Consider the following 20,632-nt stretch of genomic DNA (forward strand, 5'->3'; position numbering starts at 1 on the left):
CGCCGGCCGGCACTAGCAATGACATTCGTTCCGCTCGGCGCCTTGGGCGAAGAATACCGGAGAATTTCAATGACGTCAGAGGTGATGATTGGTTTTGCCGGGTTGGGCGCGATGGGGTTTCCCATCACCGAGAACATCGTGAAGGCGGGTCATAGGATAGCCGTTTATGACATCGACGAAAAGCGCTCCGGTTCGTTCGAGGCGCGTGCGCGGATATGCGACAGTCCCAAGGACCTGGCCGAAACGGCTGATATCGTGTTCTTGTGTCTGCCGACACTTCAATCCCATTGGGATATCCTGAACGGGCCGCTCGGCCTTCTGCAAGGATCGCGCATGGGGATATGCGTGATCACGGGAACCGTGGGGCCATCCTTCGCGCGCGAAATCGAGCAGGCGTTGGCCGCCAAGGGGGTTCTCACCGTGGACGCGCCGATGACCGGAGGACGGCTTCGCGCGGCAAGCGGAACGCTCACGATCATGCTGTCGGGGCCGCCGGAGGCGATTGCGAAGGTCGAACCGGTCATTTCGGCATATGGCAACAAGATCGTGCCGTTCGGCGATAGCGTCGGTCAGGCGCAAACCATGAAGCTGATCAACAACATCATGTCCGCGGCCAATCTGACGATTGCAGCCGAGGCACTGGTTTTCGGCGGCAAGGCCGGCCTCGACCCGGAGCAGGTGCTCGAAGTGGTGAACAGCGGGACCGGCAGGAACGAACTGACCCACACGGTGGTGCCGCAGAACGTTCTCACCCGCAATTTCGATTTCGGTTCGTCGATCGCCACCGTCAAGAAGGACATGACCGCGGCGATCGACGAAGCGGATCGGCTCGGTACCCCGGTAGAAATGACCCGCCTTATCCGCGACCTGTTCGAGAAGGTGGGCCGTGAACTGGATGAAAACGCCGACCAGACGCAGCTTGTGCGCTACTTCGAAAATCTCGCCGGAATCGAGCTGCCGAAGACCCGTTAACAGGCACCGGTCTCCCGGTATGCGTAACGAACCAGAATAAAATCGGCCGGAAGGCTCAATGCGCGGCGCTCGCGCGAGCCAAGGCCGGGCGGGGCGCGTGGGAACAGCCCCGACAGGGGAGGGCAGTCATTGAAGCTGATCGCTGCAAATTCCTTGCGCGGAAAGCACGCGCATTGTCGTGGAACGCGGCGACGCCGTTCTCTGAAGTGCCGGGCTGCGCCGAAAAAGAGGCTGCTGAAACGACAGGGATGGCATTCAGCCGATGTATAAACTCAATTTCTCCGTCGTCTTCGACCGCTTCCCGGATCTTCTGTGGGGATGCGTCGCAACGCTCGTGCTTGCCGCCAGCGGGATGGCGCTGGCGATGGTCATCGGCCTCATCGGCGTCTTGATGCGCCGGTCGAACGTCCCGCCGTTGCGTTGGATCGCAATGACATTCGTGGAGCTTATCCGCAACACGCCGTTTCTGGTCCAGATTTTCTTCCTGTTCTTCGCCATGCCGTTCATGGGCATCCGCATCAGTCCCACGTCCGCCGCCGTGATTGCTCTCGGCGTGAACGGCGGAGCCTATGCGATCGAGATCATCCGCGGCGGTGTCGACGCAATACCGAAGGGGCAAACGGAGGCCGGCTTCGCCCTGGGCCTCAGCAAGGGGCAGATATTTCGTTTCATCATATTGAAGCCGGCGTTGCGAACCATTTACCCGGCTCTGACCGGCCAGTTCATCATGCTGACCCTGACATCCAGCATCTGCTCGTCGATAGCCGCATACGAACTGACGTCAGTCGCCCAGCGCATCGATTCGGAGACGTTCCGCAGCCTCGAAATCTACTTGGTCATCACGCTGATGTATCTCGCGATTTCCTGGATCGTCATGGCGTTCTTCGCCGCAATCGGCCGACGCTCGTTCGATTATCCGGTCAAGTAGGAGGGAGCCATGTCCAATATAGGTCCACAGGAGCTCTTCTTCCTGCTTCAAGGTCTCAAATGGACCATTGCCTTGACTGCTCTCAGCTTTGTCGGCGGTGGCCTCATGGGCCTGATCGTGGCTCTGTCGCGCACGTCCGCCTCCCGGCTGCTCGTCTTGGTCACCCAGGGCTATATCGCCCTGTTTCAGGGAACGCCCCTGCTCCTGCAGCTCTTCGTCTTCTACTATGGCGTGGGCCTTCTCAGCGTTGCCATCGATCCCTGGGTCGCCGTGGGTTTAGCCTATACGGCCCATGCGAGCGCGTTTCTCGGCGATATCTGGCGCGGATCCATCCAGGCGCTGCCCAAGGGGCAGTTCGAAGCCGCGAACGCCCTGGGCTTGCACTATGTCTCACGCATGCGGGACGTGGTGTTGCCGCAGGCTCTCAAGATCGCGACTCCGGCAACGATCGGTTTTCTCGTGCAATTGCTCAAGGGCACGTCGCTGGCGTCGATCGTCGGCTTCATCGAACTCGCGCGAAGCGGGCAGATCATCTCGAACCAGATCTTCCAGCCACTGCCGGTCTACGGACTGGTCGGCATCATCTACTTCCTGATGTGCTGGCCGTTGTCGCTTCTCGGTTCGGCTCTGGAAAAGAAACTCTCGGTCGGAACCCGATAGAACCGACGAAGTCCCTTTCGGCCGAGAAACAATACCGAGGGAAACGGCGCTACCTCGGGAGGAAGGACAAGTGCCGCAAAATCACCTGGCGATCGGATAAGGCCAGGTCCTGTGAGGAGCCTGAGATGAGTATGAATTTCTTCAAATCGAAAAACGGAAAATGGGTCTCCATGCTTGCCGCTGCCGCGGTTGCGGTGGTCGTGAATGTCAGCGGTGTCCAGGCCCAGACGCTTGAAAGGATCAAGGAGCGCGGGCGGCTCATCGTCGGTGTACAGGGTGCGAACCCTCCGTTCGGCTTCTTGAACACCCGGGGTGAGAATGACGGCTACGACGCCGATATCGCTCGCCTGCTGGGGGAAAAGCTGGGCGTGCCCGTATCGTTCGTCAGCATGGCCAGCGCAGACCGCATCCCGTCGCTGAATACCGGGAAGGTGGACGTGCTTTTCGCGACGCTCGCGATGACCGCGGAGCGTGCGCAATCGGTTCAGTACTCGCAGCCCTACGCTGGCGACAGGGTTACGGTGCTTGCGCCGAAAACGCTGGAGATAAAGTCGACCGACGACCTGAAAGGGCTGACCCTTGGAGCGCAGAAGTCGAGCTCGCAGGAGCGGGAGTTGCTGCAACTGGTTCCCGAGAGCAGTTTGCTTCGCTTCGACGATGACTCGGCAACGATCCAGGCTTTGCTCTCCAACCAGGTCGAGGCGATCGGTGCGAACCAGTTCTTCATAGACCGGTTCGAAGAACTGCGTCCGGGCCTCTATGAGGACAAGCTCATCCTCGCACAGAGCTGGAACGGCGCCGGCACCATTCTCGGCGACAAGGAAATGAACGCGACAGTAAACGCCTTTCTTGATGAGCTGAAGGAAAACGGCAAGCTCGCAGAACTCTATCAGAAATGGATGAAGCTGCCGCTGCCCGAATTCCCTGCAAGTATGGAAGGCATTCCGTACACCGTCCAATAGTCGAACGGCATTGCCCCAGAGTGCGCACGCCACACGCAGGGCGTGCGCCACTTTCCGGCAAACGAGCAAACAGGAACCATCAATGGCAATGCCTATCGAGAATGACGCGCCTTTGATCCGGCTCACCGACGTGAACAAATGGTTCGGTGTGTTCCAGGCGCTCAAGAACATCAATTTCAGCGTCCGGAAAGGGGAAAAGATCGTCCTGTGCGGCCCCTCGGGATCCGGCAAATCGACTCTGATCCGCTGCATCAACGGACTTGAAGCCTTCCAGAAGGGCTCGATAATCGTGGACGGATTCAGTCTGGAAACCGGCAGCAAGGCGGTCGATGCGGTCCGGCGGGAGATCGGCATGGTTTTCCAGAGCTTCAATCTCTTCCCGCATATGACCGTCATGCAGAACTGCACGCTTGCCCCCATACGCGTCAAAGGGGCTTCAAAAGCCGACGCCGAGCGGCTGGCGAGAAAGTATCTCGCACGGGTTCGCATTCCCGAACAGGCGGACAAATACCCGGCGCAATTGTCCGGCGGCCAGCAGCAGCGGGTGGCGATAGCCCGGGCCTTGTGCATGGAGCCGAAAGTCATGCTCTTCGACGAACCGACGAGCGCCTTGGATCCGGAAATGGTCAAGGAGGTCCTGGACACGATGATCAGTCTTGCCCAGGAGGGAATGACCATGATCTGCGTGACGCACGAAATGGGCTTCGCACGACAAGTTGCAGATCGTGTCGTCTTCATGGCCGACGGATCGATTGTCGAGGAGGCGAGCCCTGCGGACTTTTTCCTGCGTCCGCAACACCCCAGGGCACGCGCGTTCCTGGGCGAAATACTGGCGCATCACTGAACGAGGCCATTGGAGGAACGGTTCGATGACGGCTGAGCCCGCATTCCTTGTCGGCCTGATCGGAACGGGCATCCAGGGTTCTCTTGCGCCCGAAATCCATATGAGCGAGGGGCAGGCACTCGGCCTGCGATATGTCTACCGGCTTATCGATTTGGCCGCCCTCCGGCTCGATGCCGCAGCGCTGCCGGAGATCGTCGAAAATGCGCAACGCCTGGGCTTCGATGGTCTGGCGGTGACGCATCCTTTCAAGCAAGCCGTCGTGTCGCTGATGGGCTCGTTGTCGGATGACGCACAGGCGCTCGGTGCCGTCAATACCGTTACCTTCCGCAATGGCCGGCGTATCGGCCACAACACTGACTGGCAGGGTTTCTCCGAAGCGTTGCGGCGCCAAATGGGCGGCGTGGCAACCGGCAGGATCGTGCAGCTGGGCGCAGGCGGCGCGGGCGTGGCGGCAGCCTTTGCCACGCTGAAGGCCGGCGCGGAACGGCTGGAGCTTTTCGATCCCGATGAGGCCCGCCTGGACAACGCGCTGAGGTTGCTCCGCGATCTGTTCGGGGCAGGACGGGTCGTCAAAGGACGCGATATCGACCGGGCCGTCGAGTCCGCCAACGGCCTCGTCAACGCAACGCCGATCGGAATGGACGCTCATCCCGGCTCGCCTCTGCCGCTGACGCTGCTCCGCCAGGACCTTTGGGTGTTCGACCTCATCTACTTTCCACGCGAAACCGCACTCGTACGGCAGGCCAGGGCCATTGGCGCGACCGCCCGGAACGGCGGCGGCATGGTTGTCTATCAGGCGATCGAACAGATACGCCTTTTTACCGGCCATGACCCCGACCCGGCGCGCGTCCTTGCGAATTTCGAAACGATTTCGTCGCCCTAACCGCTCACCGCAACGACATTCAGAGGGAGAGCCGTCGATGCAGACAACCATAAGGATCGCCGTTGCAGGGGCCGGCGCGATCGGCAAGGCGCATATCTCCCGGATTGTCGCAGAGCCCCGAGCGTCTCTTTCGGCGATCATCGGCCCATCGCCACAAACACGAGAATTCGCCCAATCCATGGGTGTTGCACACTTCGAGGACATCGAAGCCTGTTTCGCGCACGACAAGCCTGACGGCATCGTTCTCGCAACTCCCAACAAGCTGCATGTCCCGGGGGCGCTTCTTGCGGTCAAACGCGGCGTTCCCGTTCTCGTGGAGAAGCCCGTCTCGGATGATCTCGCAGCGGCCAAGGCGCTTGTCGAGGCATCTGAAGCAACCGGCGTCGCCGTGCTGGTCGGGCACCACAGGCGCCACAGCCCGCTCATCCGGCGGGCCAAGCAGATCATCGCATCCGGCCGTCTGGGCCGCATGACCGTCGTTCATGCCTTCTGCTGGTTTCATAAGCCCGACAGTGGATATTTCGAAGGGGCCGGCGCCTGGAGGCGTGAGGCCGGCGGCGGCGTTATCCTGATCAACCTGGTTCACGCCATCGACGATCTCAGAAATCTTTGTGGCGAAATCGTCAGCGTGCAGGCGGTCTCCTCCAGCGCGATGCGTGGGTTCGCCGTCGAGGACAGCGCCGCCATCATCTTGCGCTTCGCGAATGGCGCGCTGGGTACGCTCAGTCTCTCCGATACCGTCTCGTCGCCTTGGAGCTGGGAGATGACATCGGGCGAGAACAAGTTCTACGCCCAGACCGATGAGGTCTGCTACTTCTTCGGCGGCACGGAGGGATCGCTTTCCGTGCCGCGGCTTGAGCTATGGCGGCACGAGACCGCCCAGGAATGGGGCCACCCTTTGCTCGCCCACCGCGTGATCACTCCGCAAGACGATCCGCTGGTGCCGCAATTGCGCCATTTCATTGACGTCATCCAGCGTAATGCTTCTCCAATAATTGATGCGCAGGGCGGAACCAAAACGCTTGAATTGACTTTGAGTGTCGTAGAAGCAGCAAAAACAGGAAGAATGATCTGTTTTGGCTGAATATATTACGAAGTCGCGCGTCGGGCGAGCTGCTGAATGGCTACTCGAATGTGAGCCTCGGTAAATTTGTTTCTCAGTTGCAACGACACGCAAAACGGCAACCGCGCCCTGCGATTTCAACCATGCCCAAAACGACGAAAGCCGCGGAGAACCGCGGCTTTCGATCGTATCGTAATATGGAGCGCCGTTCCAGACGGAAATGATAAATACGTCTACGCTATAGCCCTCTAATTATCACCATGAAATCAGAGATAACTAACTGACATAACTATCAGAAATATGACCTGATCCTCTTCGTTATCGATTTGCTTTCGGAAAACGATGGTAAGCGCCAACGCATCTCGCACCCCGTATGCCGCACGTGTCAACGATTTCGGGGAGGAAACGGAAATGGCGGCGACTACAATTTCGGCATGGCGATCGTTAGCTTTGCGTGAAGCATACGGGCTCGTCCATAATCACATCGCGAACTCATTTCTGACGGGATTCCATTTCTCGGCGCCATTCGAAAAGTTCGTGCACCGGAGGCGATTTTTCGTGATCTGGGACAATGACATCGTCCTTGGGTGTAACAGCCATAGAATCCAGATCGTGACGACCGATTTCCCAGGCATCGCGCACGTTAAGCTTTCGCTTCAAAATTGCCCGCTCTGGAAGGAGTTTAGGCTGTCCCTCATCATCGAAGATCGCGGGTAGAAGGAAGTAGTAGCCGAGTGCCAAAAATGCGCGCAGGAACAATTCTAGATTATTGTGATCGCTTACCGTCATGGTGGTCATGCGAGCAACACTTATGAATCGCCTTGCGTCATTCTTCGCGATCGCATCCATATCTCGGCTAATGCAGCCTCGATAGTAATATGGATTTTTCCTGTCGATTCCTTTGATAATGCTGATGCGTATCTCGTCATTCGCATCGTCGCGTCCGAACCGATCCTGCCATTCTTCGAATATGGCATTCGCCATCTCGGCGTTGCTGAAAATCAGACCCAATAGCGGCGGTTGGCCAGGACCTACATAGCCATACATCATTCCCTGCCACCCCGCTTTGTCCCAGAGTGGCTGGTTGATAATTGAGCTAACTGATAAATCGCGGTGGCTATTCAACTCGCCAAGACCGAGCCTCGCGTTTTCATCACCCTGCTGCTCAGCCAGCTTTTTCGGTTCGATTTGCGGGGCGTCCTCCCGGAACGAATAAGTTCGTTTGACCAAGTGGCTCCAGTCCGCAATTTGGCCAACATCGCCACCTAACGCCCGACTGCGTGACATTCCCGTTCGATAAAACAGCATCGCGCGTTCGAAAGCGCGCTCAATTCCCAGCAGTTCTTCAAGCACCTTTTTATGATCCCGCAGAACGATGCAATTCACCAGGACATGAGTGCCGAATTCTACAAGATGCTCGTTCAGTTCCGCATGGTTGTCCACTTCGGACGCATCCCAGGTAGCGGGCAATGCAACTGCCACTTTTCCGCGAGTTGCGTTAAATTCAATCCCCGCTTCGCTCAATGAACCGGCTTGTGTGATTTCCACTTGCAAGCCTTCCCTGTGCGCGAACGCTTCGGAATTGAGAAGCGTGGAAAGGAATGCCTCAAGAAATGAAATGTGCGCCTCGGCTAGCAGAAATCCGTTCCGATCGCCCTCCGCCACGATCTGAAAATTGATACCCATAATTCGTGCTTCAATCTTCGTAAGATCGCTGCCCAGCAAAACCATATGTTTTGGCAGATCGCGGGATGCGGGCTGCGCGGCTATCATCGACATCATATCGTGGATGTCGGAATCCTCTGTGCCCTCAGGAATGGAGCCATCGGATTTCAATATGTCCAGGTGCCCCAGCCGGTAGAGCAGAACCATACGGGCAGTAAAGAGGTGCAGCGCTTCAAAAACGTCGGGAAGCTCCGTCAGCCGCTTTATGTTGTCGATTGAAATTACCGATAGCAAGCACGACAGCAACTGATCAAATTCAAGAATTTTCCTGGATAGTCGCTCTCGGCTCGCATCGTCGAGCGGCAATACATTGTTGGCAGCGCGAAGGAATTGTATCCCGCTTAAAAAGTCCGCCACATGCCCCAGTTGAAGCGCGATCATCGTGAATAAGCTGAATGTTGGTACCGCTTCTACGGGTATCTCGCCATCCTGCTCGGCCTGGGCGCATACTTGGGTGATCGCGCCCATCGCGGCTCCTCTTGCGGCCCATAGAAGTCCGGCGCCGCGATAGCCGACGGCAAGGCAATAGAGCGCGCGGCCCTGTTCCTCACGACTTTCCTCCTTCATGAAGTTGACGACGGAGCGCCCGAGGAATTTGATGCCTTCTATAGGCTTTTCAGCGTCGAGCTTGCGCTCCCCTTGGGAAAGATAGATTCGAGCAGCTTTGAGTTCCTTGCTCCGCTCGGCCATAAACTCGGCGAGTTTTTCGATGAGCGTGTCAAACTCTGAGCTGTCAGGGGCCAAAGGAGAAAGAGCCTCAATAACCGAATCCAGCATTTCAGCAGGAAACTCGCCCAATCCCGCAGCTCTGTCGATGATGCTGGACAGCCCAATCCAGATATCATCAAAGTCTTCGCGATTGCCTTCCAGAGCGTTCTCATTGAGTCGAAAGAGCCAGAGGAGCGCTTCAGCATAAAGCGCGTTGTTCGGCCTGGCCTTTTCACCAGCTAATGCAACCAGCTTCTTCTTCAGGCGAGAAGACCGTTCTGGAAGCTTCAGGGACTCTGAATCTTGAAGACCGGGCAGTACCTGGCCCACAAGCAACTGATGCAGATTGCAAACCTTGCTAACATGTTGGGCATGGTCAGTGGCGAACGCGAGGTCCTCAACTTGCTCGTAAAGGTCCTGCGCCGCCTCAATATCGTCAAACCACCAAAACCGTGTCCAGGCCAGCTCATAGATAGCGCGCAGATGCTGATAGCTTGCGCCATATTTTTTCGCGAATTCGATTGCGCGCTGAAACCGGCCTTCGGTTTCAAATCGGGGCCGCTCCAGGCGCCTGGAAAGAATGGCGGCCTCAAAGGTATCCGAAACGGCTTGCGTGTAGTCGGGCTGCGTATTGCCCATGCGTGCTAAGGCTTCTTCGATCTCCGCAAGTGCCTGCTGATTCTTAAAGTCATTTGGCCCAAGCTGAACGCTATCTGGATCATGCTCTCCCGCCGCGAGGCATTCAAAGGCTAGGTCTTTGTGGCCATGTGAAAAGACGCGATCAAGAATCCACTCCCTGTCTAGGATGGTCACTGGAACGTCGTAGGTATCCCGCAGCTCGTCCTCGACCCGAAGCCGATCTTTGGAACGCGTTGGGCGACTGGAAACAAAAAATATCTTCTCATAGCCTCGCTTGGTCTCGACAATGCCTTTGACATCTGAGCGGACCTTGTTTGCCCAATCTTTCTTTGCGCTGAAAGCAAAGCCCCATTTCCCTTTGCCGTCCGCCCGATCCCCGAAGAACCATCGCTCGGCAATCTGACCATCTACAGGATAGGTCTCCGTATCAACCTTACCGTCTCCGCCACCCTCCGGTCCTGTTTGCGGCCGCAAGTTGGGGCATATTTCGCGCTCGCAAAGCTGGCGAGCGAAGTTCTCAAAGTCCTTGTGCTGATTGCGATCAGTCAGAGTGTCCAAATGATGGCTAAGTTCTGACCTGCTCAGCCGATAAGCATCCGTATTGGTGCTATCGGAATAGAGGTAGGGGCGCTTGGCCCGCATGACGTCAGAGGGTTTGGGGCGGTGATTCATAGCACCGGATTCTAGCAGAAATCAGCTTATGGTGACGGTCTATTCCGCGCCTCGGCACAACTTAAACTTTCCCAATCCGCTACGTGGGCGTCGGCAGCCCATGTCCCTGTGGCAGATACCTCTGCAAATTCCTGCCGGTGCGTTCGGCAATGATATTACGCCTTGCCTGATCGGTTCATCTTACCCGCGAGGTCGAGGAGGTTTCGGAGCGCGGGGCTGCGGTTGTGTGGAGACCAAATTGCGGAGAACGCGAGCGGTTCCGGCTCGTCGAGAATCGGCAGGAAAGTTACGCCGGGCGCGTGAATCTGCGATGTCGCCTCGCCGACGATGGTAACGCCATAGCTCTGCGCCACCATAGATAGCAATGTGCCGCGCTCAACGTCGAAGCGCAGGATCGAGAGGTCGGGGCAGCCGCTGGCAAGGCGCAGAACGATATGGTCACGCACCTGCGGCCCGGTGCCACCGTAGCGGACGATGAATGTCTCGCTCGCCAGATCGGCCCAAGTGACGCCCGTTCCCTCGGCAAGCAGGTGGCGTGAAGGCAGCGCGGCCATGAGCCGTTCACGCCATATCCGCCGGGAATGACAATCAGGAAACTCGGGCGAGCCCGCCATGAATGTCACGTCGAGCCGGTCGGCGCGAAGCTGCATGACACTATCGCGGGCTGTTTTTTCGGCGATCTCGACCTCGATGCCCGGGTGCTGTTCGCGGTATTGCTCCAGCAGGTTGGCGAGGAAGCTGCCAGGGATCAGCGCATGGATGCCGATGCGCAAGCGGCCGTGTTCGCCGCGCGCGACCATGCCGGCCGTCCTGACGGCGTGATCGAGATGGCCGATGCCGGTCGTCACCCGCTCGACGAAATGCCGGCCGGCTTCGGTCAGCCGGACGCCGCGCGCGTGCCGCTCGAACAGAAGGATGCCAAGGTTTTCCTCAAGCGTCTTAATCCGTGTGCTGACGCTGGACTGGCTGACACCAAGAGCGTTGGCCGCATGTCGGAAGTTCAAATGCTCGGCGACAGTAAGTGTATGAACGAGCGAGACCATAGGGATGCGGCCACGCAGAAGCGGGTTGTCTGTCAACCTGCCGCATTTGTGTGCCGGGGTTGCATCCATCACGCAGCCCCCCGCCTAAGACTAAGACGATGGCACACAGCAATCGCGACCGCTGTCGCGGCTGTCAGCGCGATGAGCACCCAAAGCACCGTGCGAAATGCCACGGCATAAGCATCGCCATGCCCGCCATTGCCAGCGGCCACCTGGTCCGCGAGCGCCGGATCGTTGACGACGCCGCCGATGACCCAATGAATCGCAGCCGCGTAGACGCCAATCGCGATTGCCTCGCTGCCAAGTCGCAAGAAATTCAACACGCCGGCGGCGGTCCCGCTGCTTTCCCGCGGCACCGCTCCGATCGCCGCGCCGTCGACAAGCCCTGCGGGCAATCCCCATCCAAAGCCGAGAAGGATCATGGGGACCACGATCCAGATGATCGGGAGCGACGGTTCCAAGAGGAACATGCCGAAATCACCGATTAGCAAAACGCCCAGCGACACATAGATGACCGACATCGCGGTCACCGAGGGGAAGCGCTTCATGATCATTGCCACCAGGAGCGGGCTCGCGAAGATCGGCACCGTCATCAGGAGCAGAAGTGACCCGGCGGTGGGCGCATCCATATTGTGTTGCGCACTCAACGCCACCGGGAGGTAGGTGAAGAGTGTCATGAAGCCGATCGCATCAGCGACCGGGACCAGAGCAAACGCGAGGAAGGTCGGGTTTCGCAGCAATGAGAAGTCGATTGCCTTCGCAGCCGGGGTCTCTGGACGAGGCGCATGAGGAACATGGCGACTCAGGCAGAAGGCGACTGCCGCGACGGCACCATACAGGAGGAAGATTCCCCGCCATTCGATAACAGGAATCAGCCACCCGGCGAGCGTTGGCCCGACAGTGCCGCCCAGACCAAGAGTAGACCCGAAAATCGCGAAATTCCGACCACGAACGGCAGGCGGGAAGGCATTCGAGAGAGTGGCCGATGCCCCGGCGAATACCGCCGCGCCTGCGATGCCGCATACCACCCGCCCGACATCGAGTATCAGCAAGGACGGAGCCGCCGCGCTGATCACGGAACCGACGACCATGAGCGCGGCTCCGATCACGAAGGTGATCTTATAGCCGATCCGGTCCGACAGAACGCCCCACACCAGCATGAAAACGGCGAACGACCCATTGAAGCCGTTCACCACTCCCTGCAGCAGCGCGGGGTTCGAGCCCAAATCGCGCGCGATTCCTGGCAATGCTACCGCCGTCCCGGATATCCCGATTGGCATCACGAAGACTGCGAGAAGGATGACAGGAAGCGCGAACTTCGATGGCGGATTCGACACCGTATCGCTCATGCGTTCTTCACCTCAAGGCCGAGGCTCAGCAGCGATTGCTTCGCGTCACCGAACAGCATGGAGGTCTTGGGATCGACGAACAGATCGTTTTCGACCCCCGAGAATCCTGTGCCCTTGCCGCGCTTCAGAACAACGACCGACCTAGACTCATCCACTTTCAAGATCGGCATCCCGAAAATCGGCGACGCCGGATTGTTTCTCGCCGCTGGATTGACGACATCGTTGGCCCCGACCACCAACGTCACGTCGGTTTCGGCGAAACGCCCGTTGATGTCCTCCATGTCGATCAGCTTGTCGTAGGGCACACCGGCCTCTGCCAGCAGCACATTCATATGGCCGGGCATTCGACCAGCGACGGGGTGAATGGCGAAACGAACGTCCCCCCCTCGCTTTTCGATGAGGTCGGCGAGTTCGCGGGCCTGGTGCTGCGCCTGCGCCACTGCAAGGCCATAGCCCGGCACGATCACGACTCTTTCAGCATAAGCCATGCGTAGCGCGGCATCCTCCGCCGAGATCGCCGTCATCTCGCCGCCCACAGTCGATGCCGCCCCTTCGGTGCTTGCTGTTCCGGGCGACCCGAAAGCTCCGAACAGGACATTTGCGAAGGAACGGTTCATCGCCTTGCTCATCGCGACCGACAGGATGAACCCCGACAGGCCGTCAAGCGCACCGACGACGATGAGAATGTTGCTGTTGATCGCAAAGCCGGTCGCGGCTGCCGCGAGCCCCGCATACGAGTTCATAAGCGAGATGACGACTGGCATGTCGGCGCCACCGATTGGCAGCACAAGCAGAACGCCAACCGTAAGGCCGATGACCAGTAGGGCGCCGGCGGCCACGATGTTCGATGGATCGATTACGAGCCAGCCGAGCGCTGCGATACCAACGACGATCAGCGCGATATTAAAGGCGTTCTGTAGTGGGAAGGTGATCGGGCGGCCGGGCAGAATTTCCTGTAGTTTGCCGAACGCCATCAGGCTGCCCGTGACAGTGAGCGCCCCAAACAGGACTTCAAATCCAAGCGCCATCGCCTGCGCTTGCCCGACTCCTCCCGCCGATCGCCAGTGCAAGTATTCCCCGACGCCGACAAGTGTTGCCGCGAGCGCGCCAAATGCGTGACTGAAGGCGATCCGTTGCGGCATCGCCGTCAACGGAACCCACATGCTGAGCGGATAGCCGATGATCGTTCCTGCGACAGCGCCAACCGCGATCCACTGGTAGGAGATGACACGCGCCTCGAACAGCGTCGCGACGATCGCTATCAACATCCCCATGGCGGCGAGTTGCATGCCGCGCCGGGCGCTGTCGGGTTTGCCGAGTGACCTCAGCGCGACGATGAAAAGGAACGCCGCGACTATGTAGGCAAGTTGAATCAAGGACTCGCTCATCACGCTCCACCAGCGTCAGAAGTGATCGGTGCGCTGGGCGCGCGTTTGAACATGGCGAGCATTCGATCCGTGATCAGGAAGCCCCCCACGACGTTGGCCATGGCGGCTGCCACAGCGACGGTTCCAAGGATCGTTGCAGTCACACCGTAATCCGCGCCGGCCAAAACGATGGAGGCAACAAGCGAGATGCCGGACATCGCGTTCGTGGCCGCCATGAGGGGCGTGTGAAGTAATGGGGGAATGCGGGTGATCATCTGGAAACCGACGACGCCGGCCAGCATAAAAACGAACAACTGCATAATCGTGGTGGATGTCATGAGTGCATTCCCGTTAGACTGCCATACGCAGGGATGAACCAAGCAAGGCGTTGGTGATTTCGTCCTCCGGCCGGAGCACCAAGCGCGCGTCTACTTGGAGCAGATGCGTGAGCAATGCCCGGATGTTGCCGCTGAAGAGCCGACTGGCATCCTTCGCGATCAGACTCGGAAGATTGGTAGGCCCGAAGATGCGGACACCGTTCCGCTCAACGACCTCGTCGGGGGCAGTCAGCGAACAATTGCCGCCGCTTTCCGCCGCCAGATCGATAACGACCGCGCCGGGCTTCAATCCCGCAACCGTGTGGTCGTCGATAAGTATCGGCGCGCGGCGATCCGGCACCTGTGCTGTGGTGATAATGAGATCCATCGACGAGAGATGCGCTGCGAGCGCTTCCCGAAGCTTTTGCTGCGTGGCGGCGGTCTGCTCGGCCGCATAGCCGCCAGCAGCATCAGCATTGTCGGCCGGGCTCTCGACGGACACGAAGCGTCCGCCAAGACTTTCGACCTGCTCACGCGCGGCGGCGCGCACATCGAAGCCATGCGCTACTGCGCCAAGTCGTCGCGCTGTCGCGATCGCCTGCAACCCAGCAACACCTGCGCCGAGCGCGATCATCTTGGCTGGCTTGATGCCCCCGGCCGCCGTTGTCATCATCGGCAACAGCACGCCGAGCGTGCGCGCACCTTCGATGACGGCAGCGTATCCCGAAATAGAACCCTGCGAGGAGAGAACATCCATGCTTTGCGCGCGGGTGATGCGCGGCATGCGCTCCAAACCAAGATGCGCGATGTCCATCTCACTCAGGCGCCGCCCGAGCGCCGCGTCGCGACCACCGAGCGAAATCAGCACTGCGCCACGTTGCAACGCGGACGGCTCCGGTGCGCGCACAGCGACAATTGTAGGAGACGCCAGCGCCTGCGCGTGCTCGACAATTATCGCGCCAGCGGCTGCATATGACGCATCGTCGAAACCTGCGCGCGCTCCAGCGCCGCGCTCCACCCTAAAGGCGATCTTGCCCCGAAGCCGCGCGATGTCGTCCGGTATGACGGCCACGCGGCTCTCGCCCGGATGACGTTCCGCCAGCACGGCGAGCGCTACTGCGCTATTTGTTTCATCGATCATGGCGAGCTAGCCGTTCCTGGTCAGAGCTGGCTAAAACCGCCATCGACGACGAGGTCGACGCCGATAGAGTAGCTGCTTTCGTCGGAGGCGAGGTAAAGCGCCGCCGCCGCGATTTCTTCGGGACGCGCGATCCGCCCGATTGGCATCGCTGCGGCCATAGCCGCCCTAAGCTCGGCCGCCTGTTCTGGGGTAGCGACCATCCCATCGATAATCGGCGTGTCGACGGGGCCTGGGCTCACGCTGTTCACGCGGATGCCCCGATCTTTCAAATCCGCGGCCCAACTGCGAGCAAAGGACCGCATCGCCGCCTTGGTGGCTGAATAGACGGTGTATTCGGGCAGGCCCTTCGTCCAGTTGGCCGATCCGATCAAAACGATTGCGCCGCCACGTCGCAGCAGAGGCAGGGCGCGCTGGACGATGAAGAAGGTGCCGCGCGCATTCACGTTGAAAGTCTTGTCGAAGTGCTCAGGCGTAGCGTCGGCAAGCTTGACCTGCTCGACGAAGGCCGCGTTGGCGACAATGATATCGAGCGCGCCTTTCTCCGCCTTCACCGTCGCATATAAGCGATCGATGTCATCGAGATTGCCGATATCGCCTTGGACGGCGGTGACGTTCCGCCCAATATGATCCTTGGCTTTCTGTAACTCGGCCGCGCGTCGGCCGGTGATGAAGACATGCGCGCCTTCGTCAACGAACCGTTTGGCGGTAGCGAGGCCGATACCGCTGCTGCCGCCGGTGACGACGGCGATTTTCCCATCCAACTTCGACATAGATAACCTCTCTCGCCGCAGGTGCCGAAAACATTTCGGCCGCGCGAATTAGGTGTTGCCGCGATGCGATGGGCAGAAGGCCGTGAGCCGGAATACGTTCTATTCTCTCGCGGCATACACTTCGCGGCTTCCTCCTGACGACACTGTCTAGGAATGGTCCGTAGAGCCGCAGGTTCTTTCGCGTTACGAGGACTTCCGACCCCCAACAACAAGTCCGGGCCGGTCCATCATGATCCGACCACGTCCCGACAGAGCGTCTAAGTTCGCGTATGCGCTGGACTTGCCCGGCGCGACCAAGCCTCGCCGCAAAAGGTGTCCTTCGGCCCCTCCGACCTCCGGACGCTGACAATTATCCGGACTAACAGCCAGTGACGCCACAAGCCTCGCCGCCCGCACTCTCGGGCAGCGGCGGGCGCTCGTTCCAAGCCCTCTTCAGCAGCGACAGGAAGACCTCCGGTGGCTGCGCTCCCGCCAGGCCGAAAGAACGGTCCACGACAAAGTGCGGCACTGAAGTGATGCCAAGCCGCCGCGCCGTCGCCACGTCGGAGCGCACATCTTCCGCGAATGCGTCAGTAGCCAGCATTTGCGTCACTTCGCCAGCATCTAGGCCGACCTCTTCGCCCAGGCGCACGAGCGCATCATGGTCGGCGATCAACTCGCCTTCGGCGAAGTAGGCGCGCAGCAGACGTTCTTTCATCGCATCCTGCCTACCGCGGGATCGCGCAAAGTGAATCAGGCGGTGGCCGTCGAACATATTGCCGGGACAGACAAGGTCGAACCTCGCCTCGATCCCCGTCTCGGCGAAGAGGCGCTGTGTGCGCATGTTGATGGAGATCGCTTCGTCCCGCGCGATATTGTAGGCGCGGGCGATATTGTCCCACACGTCACCCTCGTAAGCAGCGGGCGCACCCGGATCGAGTTCAAAGCTGCGCCACGTTACGCTCACCTCCGCGCTTTGCTCGAAGGACCGGAGTGCCACCTCGAAATTCCGCTTGCCGACCAAGCAGAACGGACATGCGATGTCCGACCAGATTTCCACATCCAGCCCGCTCACAATCGTTCCTCAGCATTCTTGGCGGCCGTTGGATAATCCGTATAGCCGGCCGCGCCTTCGCCGTAGAAGGTATCCTCCTTCCACGGCGCTAGCCTCTCGCCCGCGCGAAAGCGCGCCACCAAGTCCGGATTGGAAATGAACGGTTTGCCGAAAGCGACGGCGTCCGCGTCGCCCGATGCAACCAGCGCGCTCGCGGTCTCAAACGTGAGCCCCTCATTCGCAACATAAGCGCCGCCAAAGGCTCTTTTGAGCCCAGGGCTGAAGCGCGCGCCCGTCGGCGCCTCGCGTGTGCAGATGAAGGCGAGCTTACGCCGGCCGAGCTGCGCCGCGACATATCCAAAGAGTTGCTCCGGATCGCTGTCGCCGTTGATCTGGGCGTCACCACGCGGCGCGAGGTGCATGCCGACCCGCCCTGGCCCCCAAACCGCCGTCACCGCGTCCGTCACTTCTAGAAGGAGGCGCGCGCGATTCTCGATCGGGCCGCCATAGGCGTCTTCTCTTTTGTTCGAGCTGTCCTGCAGGAACTGGTCGAGCAAATAGCCGTTCGCGCCATGTATCTCGACGCCGTCGAATCCAGCGGCCTTTGCGTTCGCAGCGGCACTCCGAAAACTCCCGACGATCGCGGGTATCTCTTTGGCCTCCAGCGCGCGGGGGATCGGATAAGGCCGAGTGGGCCGCAGCAAGCTTACGGTCCCATCCATGGCAATAGCGCTCGGCGCGATCGGTGGAGCGCCATCATAATAGATCGGATCGGAAAGGCGGCCAACGTGCCAGAGCTGGAGCAGGATTTTCCCGCCGGCCGCGTGAACGCCCTCGACGACGGACTTCCAGCCCGCCGTTTGCTCAATTGACCAGATGCCCGGCGTGTGAGGATAGCCAACGCCCGACGGCGACACCGACGTTGCTTCGCTGATGATGAGACCTGCGCCACTTCGCTGGCTGTAGTATTCGCGCATCAACACGTTCGGCGCTCGTTCGGCGCCGATGGCCCGGTTGCGCGTCATCGGCGCCATGATCACACGGTTCGGCAGTTCCAGATCGCCCAGGCGAACCGGATCGAAAATGGATGGCGTGGTTCGCGTCATATCTGCGCGACGCCGCCATCAACGAAAAATTCGGAGCCGGCAACGAAGCTGGACTCGTCGCTCGCGAGATACAGCGCCAAGCCGGCGATCTCCTCGGGCTGCGCAACGCGCCCGATCGGCACCGCCTCGGCGAACTGATCCTGCGCCTCCTTGGGCGCTGCCTGAAACGGAGGCGTCGCGACCGGACCGGGGCTGAGCACGTTCACTCGAATGCCGCGTGCCTTCAACTCCGCCGTCCAGGTGCGCGCAAATGAGCGCACACCGGCTTTCGCCGCGCCGTAGACCGACATTCCCGGAAAGCCCTTCGCTCCGGCGATTGATCCACTGAGAATCACGGAGGAACCCTGACGGAGAAGCGGCAACGCCTCCTGCACGGTGAACAGAACGGCGCGGAGGTTGAGGTTTATATCTGCGTCAAACGACTCGTCGGTGACTTCGCCGAGCGGGGTAAAGCCACCCACGCCGGCGTTGGCGAACACGATGTCAAGATGCCCAACCTGTTCTTTGACCGTGTCGTAGAGGCGCACGATATCGCCGCGCTTGGTCACATCGCCCTGGACCGCGACCGCATTGCCGCCGATCTGCGCTATGGCCTTGTCCAACTCCGCCTGCCGGCGCCCCATGATGAAGACCCGCGCGCCCTCGGCCCCGAAACGCTTGGCGGTCGCAAGCCCGATGCCGCTGCTTCCGCCAGTTATGACAGCGACCTTGCCAGCCAATTTCGTCATATACTTCTCCAGAAAAGTGCGCCGCGCCGTTACGGTGGCGTGTGCGAGAATCTCGTGATGTCTGTTCCATCCCAGAAGGCGGCGGCTCGGAATACGAGCTATTCCCAGAAGGAATATTCTCTCTCAGAACTGGGAGAGCCCGCCGTCGACGAATAGATCGAAGCCCGTCGTGAAGCTGCTATCGTCGCTCGCTAAGTAGAGAATCGACGCGGCGACATCATCCGCTGTGCCAAGACGTCCCATCGGAATAGCGCTCTTGAACGCCTCCCTGGCGCCGTCGGCCAAATCCTTACGCTTATGGACGGTCTCGAAAATGGGAGTGTCGATCGGCCCCGGACTTACGGTGTTGACACGGATTTTGCGGTCTTTCAGCTCCGCGGCCCAGGTGCGTGCATATGCTCGCAGCGCGGCCTTCGTCGCCAAATAGCTGCCATAGGTCGGCACGCCTTTGACGTGGCCCGATGTCGTCACGAGCACGATGCTCCCGCCATTCCGGAGCAGGGGCAGCGCTTTTTGAACGGTGAAGAACGTCCCTCTGACGTTCGTGCCGAATATCTTGTCGAAGTGCGCGGTCTCGGACTCCTCTAGGCTGCGAAGTTCCACGAAGGCCGCGTTGGCGACGACGATGTCAATTTCGTCGGCATCGTGGGCGATTTTCTTGTAGATGCGGTCGAGGTCCTCCAGCTCAGCGATATCACCGCGAAGCGCCGTGACTTGCGGCCCAAGCTCGCGCGCCGCCTTCTTCAACTCGTTTTCACGGCGCCCGGTAATAAAAACACGAGCGCCCTCGGCCACAAACCGCTTGGCGGTTGCGAAGCCGATGCCGCTGCTGCCGCCAGTGATAATGGCGACTTTCCCATCAAGCTTTGACATAATCCCTCTTCTGAACAGGCAACGGGCGCTCCCAGCGACAAACGTGTGGGCTGGCCGAGAAAGTCGGTAGAGGCCGTAGAAGAATACGATCTATTCCAGCGTGGAATGAGCCTCGCCATGGGCAGTTGCCCTAGTATTTTTCGACCCATGGCCGCACCACCAGTTCGTCGCTCCACGCGCTGCGCGGCTGACACAGGAGGTCGACGTAGCTCTGCGCGATGTCGTCCGGGTCAAGCGTGCTGTCGGGCTTCTCGGGGGGATCAGGACGGTGTTCGGATCGAATGAAACCATCGATGATCACATGCGCGACGTGGATTCCCTTGGGGCCTAGTTCGCGCGCGGCGCTCTGCGCAAGACCGCGGAGCGCAAACTTCCCCATCGCGAACGCCGCTGAACCTGGAAAGCCCTTGATGCTCGCTGAATTTCCGGTCAGCACGATCGCGCCGCGACCCGCTGACTCCATGCGCCTCGCCGCATGGTGGACAGCGAGGAAGCCCCCGAAGGCTGTTGTCGCGATCGCAGCCTGCACCGCGCTCGGCTCCAGATCGGCGAGGTTGCCGCGAAGGGGCGCGGCGGCGTTGTAAACAACGAGGTCCGGCGGCCCAATATCCGCATCCACCTCCATGAAGAGCTTCGCCATCGATTGCGCATCCGCCGCGTCGACATGGTAGGTCGCCGCGCCCGTCTCGTCCGAAAGCGCGCGGAGCTTGTCGGTGTTGCGCGCGGCCAGACAGACGATGACCCCCAAGCACGCGAAACGACGCGCGAGAGAGGCGCTGACGCCGGGTCCGACGCCAACGATGAGCGCCCGGTTGTAGGGAAATTCGGACATCGGATTTTTCGGCGTCA

Annotated in this window: 19 protein-coding genes; 7 read left to right on the forward strand and 12 right to left on the reverse strand. The window is 59.9% G+C overall.

Annotated elements, in window-relative coordinates; genetic code table 11:
- Positions 1–18: 18 nt before the first annotated feature.
- The 7 genes from ACUSIJ_RS06260 (at position 19) to ACUSIJ_RS06290 (ending at position 6,333) form a co-directional block, all read left to right on the forward strand.
- Positions 19–972 carry an NAD(P)-dependent oxidoreductase gene (locus ACUSIJ_RS06260; RefSeq protein ID WP_449307518.1) on the forward strand — a complete coding sequence of 318 codons (954 nt, stop codon included), beginning with the start codon at positions 19–21 and terminating at the stop codon, positions 970–972.
- Positions 973–1,234: 262 nt separating this feature from the next.
- Complete coding sequence (locus tag ACUSIJ_RS06265; protein ID WP_449307519.1) at positions 1,235–1,900, forward strand: amino acid ABC transporter permease; 666 nt, start codon at positions 1,235–1,237, stop codon at positions 1,898–1,900.
- A 9-nt stretch (positions 1,901–1,909) separates the two neighbouring features.
- Positions 1,910–2,560, forward strand: a complete 651-nt coding sequence (locus ACUSIJ_RS06270; RefSeq protein ID WP_449307520.1) for an amino acid ABC transporter permease — start codon at positions 1,910–1,912, stop codon at positions 2,558–2,560.
- 125 nt (positions 2,561–2,685) lie between these two features.
- Positions 2,686–3,522, forward strand: coding sequence for a transporter substrate-binding domain-containing protein (locus ACUSIJ_RS06275; RefSeq protein WP_449307521.1), 837 nt, complete (start codon positions 2,686–2,688; stop codon positions 3,520–3,522).
- Between the two features lie 88 nt (positions 3,523–3,610).
- Positions 3,611–4,366: an amino acid ABC transporter ATP-binding protein gene (locus ACUSIJ_RS06280; protein ID WP_449307548.1), complete on the forward strand. Its 756-nt coding sequence runs from the start codon at positions 3,611–3,613 to the stop codon at positions 4,364–4,366.
- A gap of 25 nt (positions 4,367–4,391) precedes the next feature.
- A complete protein-coding gene (locus tag ACUSIJ_RS06285; protein WP_449307522.1) occupies positions 4,392–5,249 on the forward strand; it encodes a shikimate dehydrogenase in 858 nt (285 codons plus the stop codon).
- Positions 5,218–6,333 (forward strand): Gfo/Idh/MocA family protein, encoded by a 1,116-nt coding sequence (locus ACUSIJ_RS06290; RefSeq protein WP_449307523.1) that lies wholly within the window; start codon positions 5,218–5,220, stop codon positions 6,331–6,333. Before ACUSIJ_RS06285 ends, ACUSIJ_RS06290 begins: the two co-directional genes overlap by 32 nt.
- Before the next feature lie 471 nt (positions 6,334–6,804).
- Here the strand turns inward: ACUSIJ_RS06290 and ACUSIJ_RS06295 are convergent, their stop codons facing one another.
- The 12 genes from ACUSIJ_RS06295 to ACUSIJ_RS06350 form a co-directional block, all read right to left on the reverse strand.
- Positions 6,805–10,056, reverse strand: a complete 3,252-nt coding sequence (locus tag ACUSIJ_RS06295; RefSeq protein WP_449307524.1) for a hypothetical protein — start codon at positions 10,054–10,056, stop codon at positions 6,805–6,807.
- A gap of 155 nt (positions 10,057–10,211) precedes the next feature.
- Positions 10,212–11,099 (reverse strand): LysR family transcriptional regulator, encoded by an 888-nt coding sequence (locus ACUSIJ_RS06300; protein WP_449307549.1) that lies wholly within the window; start codon positions 11,097–11,099, stop codon positions 10,212–10,214.
- 68 nt (positions 11,100–11,167) lie between these two features.
- Positions 11,168–12,448, reverse strand: a complete 1,281-nt coding sequence (locus ACUSIJ_RS06305; RefSeq protein WP_449307525.1) for an MFS transporter — start codon at positions 12,446–12,448, stop codon at positions 11,168–11,170.
- On the reverse strand, positions 12,445–13,836 hold the full coding sequence (locus ACUSIJ_RS06310) for an NAD(P)(+) transhydrogenase (Re/Si-specific) subunit beta (RefSeq protein WP_449307526.1): 1,392 nt from the start codon (positions 13,834–13,836) through the stop codon (positions 12,445–12,447). The genes ACUSIJ_RS06305 and ACUSIJ_RS06310 overlap by 4 nt, the downstream gene beginning before the upstream one ends.
- Positions 13,836–14,153, reverse strand: coding sequence for an NAD(P) transhydrogenase subunit alpha (locus ACUSIJ_RS06315; protein WP_449307527.1), 318 nt, complete (start codon positions 14,151–14,153; stop codon positions 13,836–13,838). The genes ACUSIJ_RS06310 and ACUSIJ_RS06315 overlap by 1 nt, the downstream gene beginning before the upstream one ends.
- Before the next feature lie 13 nt (positions 14,154–14,166).
- On the reverse strand, positions 14,167–15,273 hold the full coding sequence (locus tag ACUSIJ_RS06320) for an NAD(P) transhydrogenase subunit alpha (RefSeq protein WP_449307528.1): 1,107 nt from the start codon (positions 15,271–15,273) through the stop codon (positions 14,167–14,169).
- Between the two features lie 20 nt (positions 15,274–15,293).
- Positions 15,294–16,043, reverse strand: coding sequence for an SDR family NAD(P)-dependent oxidoreductase (locus tag ACUSIJ_RS06325; protein WP_449307529.1), 750 nt, complete (start codon positions 16,041–16,043; stop codon positions 15,294–15,296).
- 358 nt (positions 16,044–16,401) lie between these two features.
- The gene (locus tag ACUSIJ_RS06330) at positions 16,402–17,097 is read right to left on the reverse strand and encodes a DsbA family oxidoreductase (RefSeq protein WP_449307530.1); all 696 of its coding nucleotides are present in this window, start codon (positions 17,095–17,097) and stop codon (positions 16,402–16,404) included.
- Positions 17,094–18,182, reverse strand: coding sequence for an alkene reductase (locus tag ACUSIJ_RS06335; RefSeq protein WP_449307531.1), 1,089 nt, complete (start codon positions 18,180–18,182; stop codon positions 17,094–17,096). The genes ACUSIJ_RS06330 and ACUSIJ_RS06335 overlap by 4 nt, the downstream gene beginning before the upstream one ends.
- On the reverse strand, positions 18,179–18,910 hold the full coding sequence (locus ACUSIJ_RS06340) for an SDR family NAD(P)-dependent oxidoreductase (RefSeq protein WP_449307532.1): 732 nt from the start codon (positions 18,908–18,910) through the stop codon (positions 18,179–18,181). The genes ACUSIJ_RS06335 and ACUSIJ_RS06340 overlap by 4 nt, the downstream gene beginning before the upstream one ends.
- Before the next feature lie 123 nt (positions 18,911–19,033).
- Positions 19,034–19,783 (reverse strand): SDR family NAD(P)-dependent oxidoreductase, encoded by a 750-nt coding sequence (locus tag ACUSIJ_RS06345; protein WP_449307533.1) that lies wholly within the window; start codon positions 19,781–19,783, stop codon positions 19,034–19,036.
- Positions 19,784–19,913: 130 nt separating this feature from the next.
- Positions 19,914–20,615 (reverse strand): SDR family NAD(P)-dependent oxidoreductase, encoded by a 702-nt coding sequence (locus ACUSIJ_RS06350; RefSeq protein WP_449307550.1) that lies wholly within the window; start codon positions 20,613–20,615, stop codon positions 19,914–19,916.
- Positions 20,616–20,632 lie beyond the last annotated feature (17 nt).

The organism is Pseudochelatococcus sp. B33 (genome assembly GCF_053570585.1).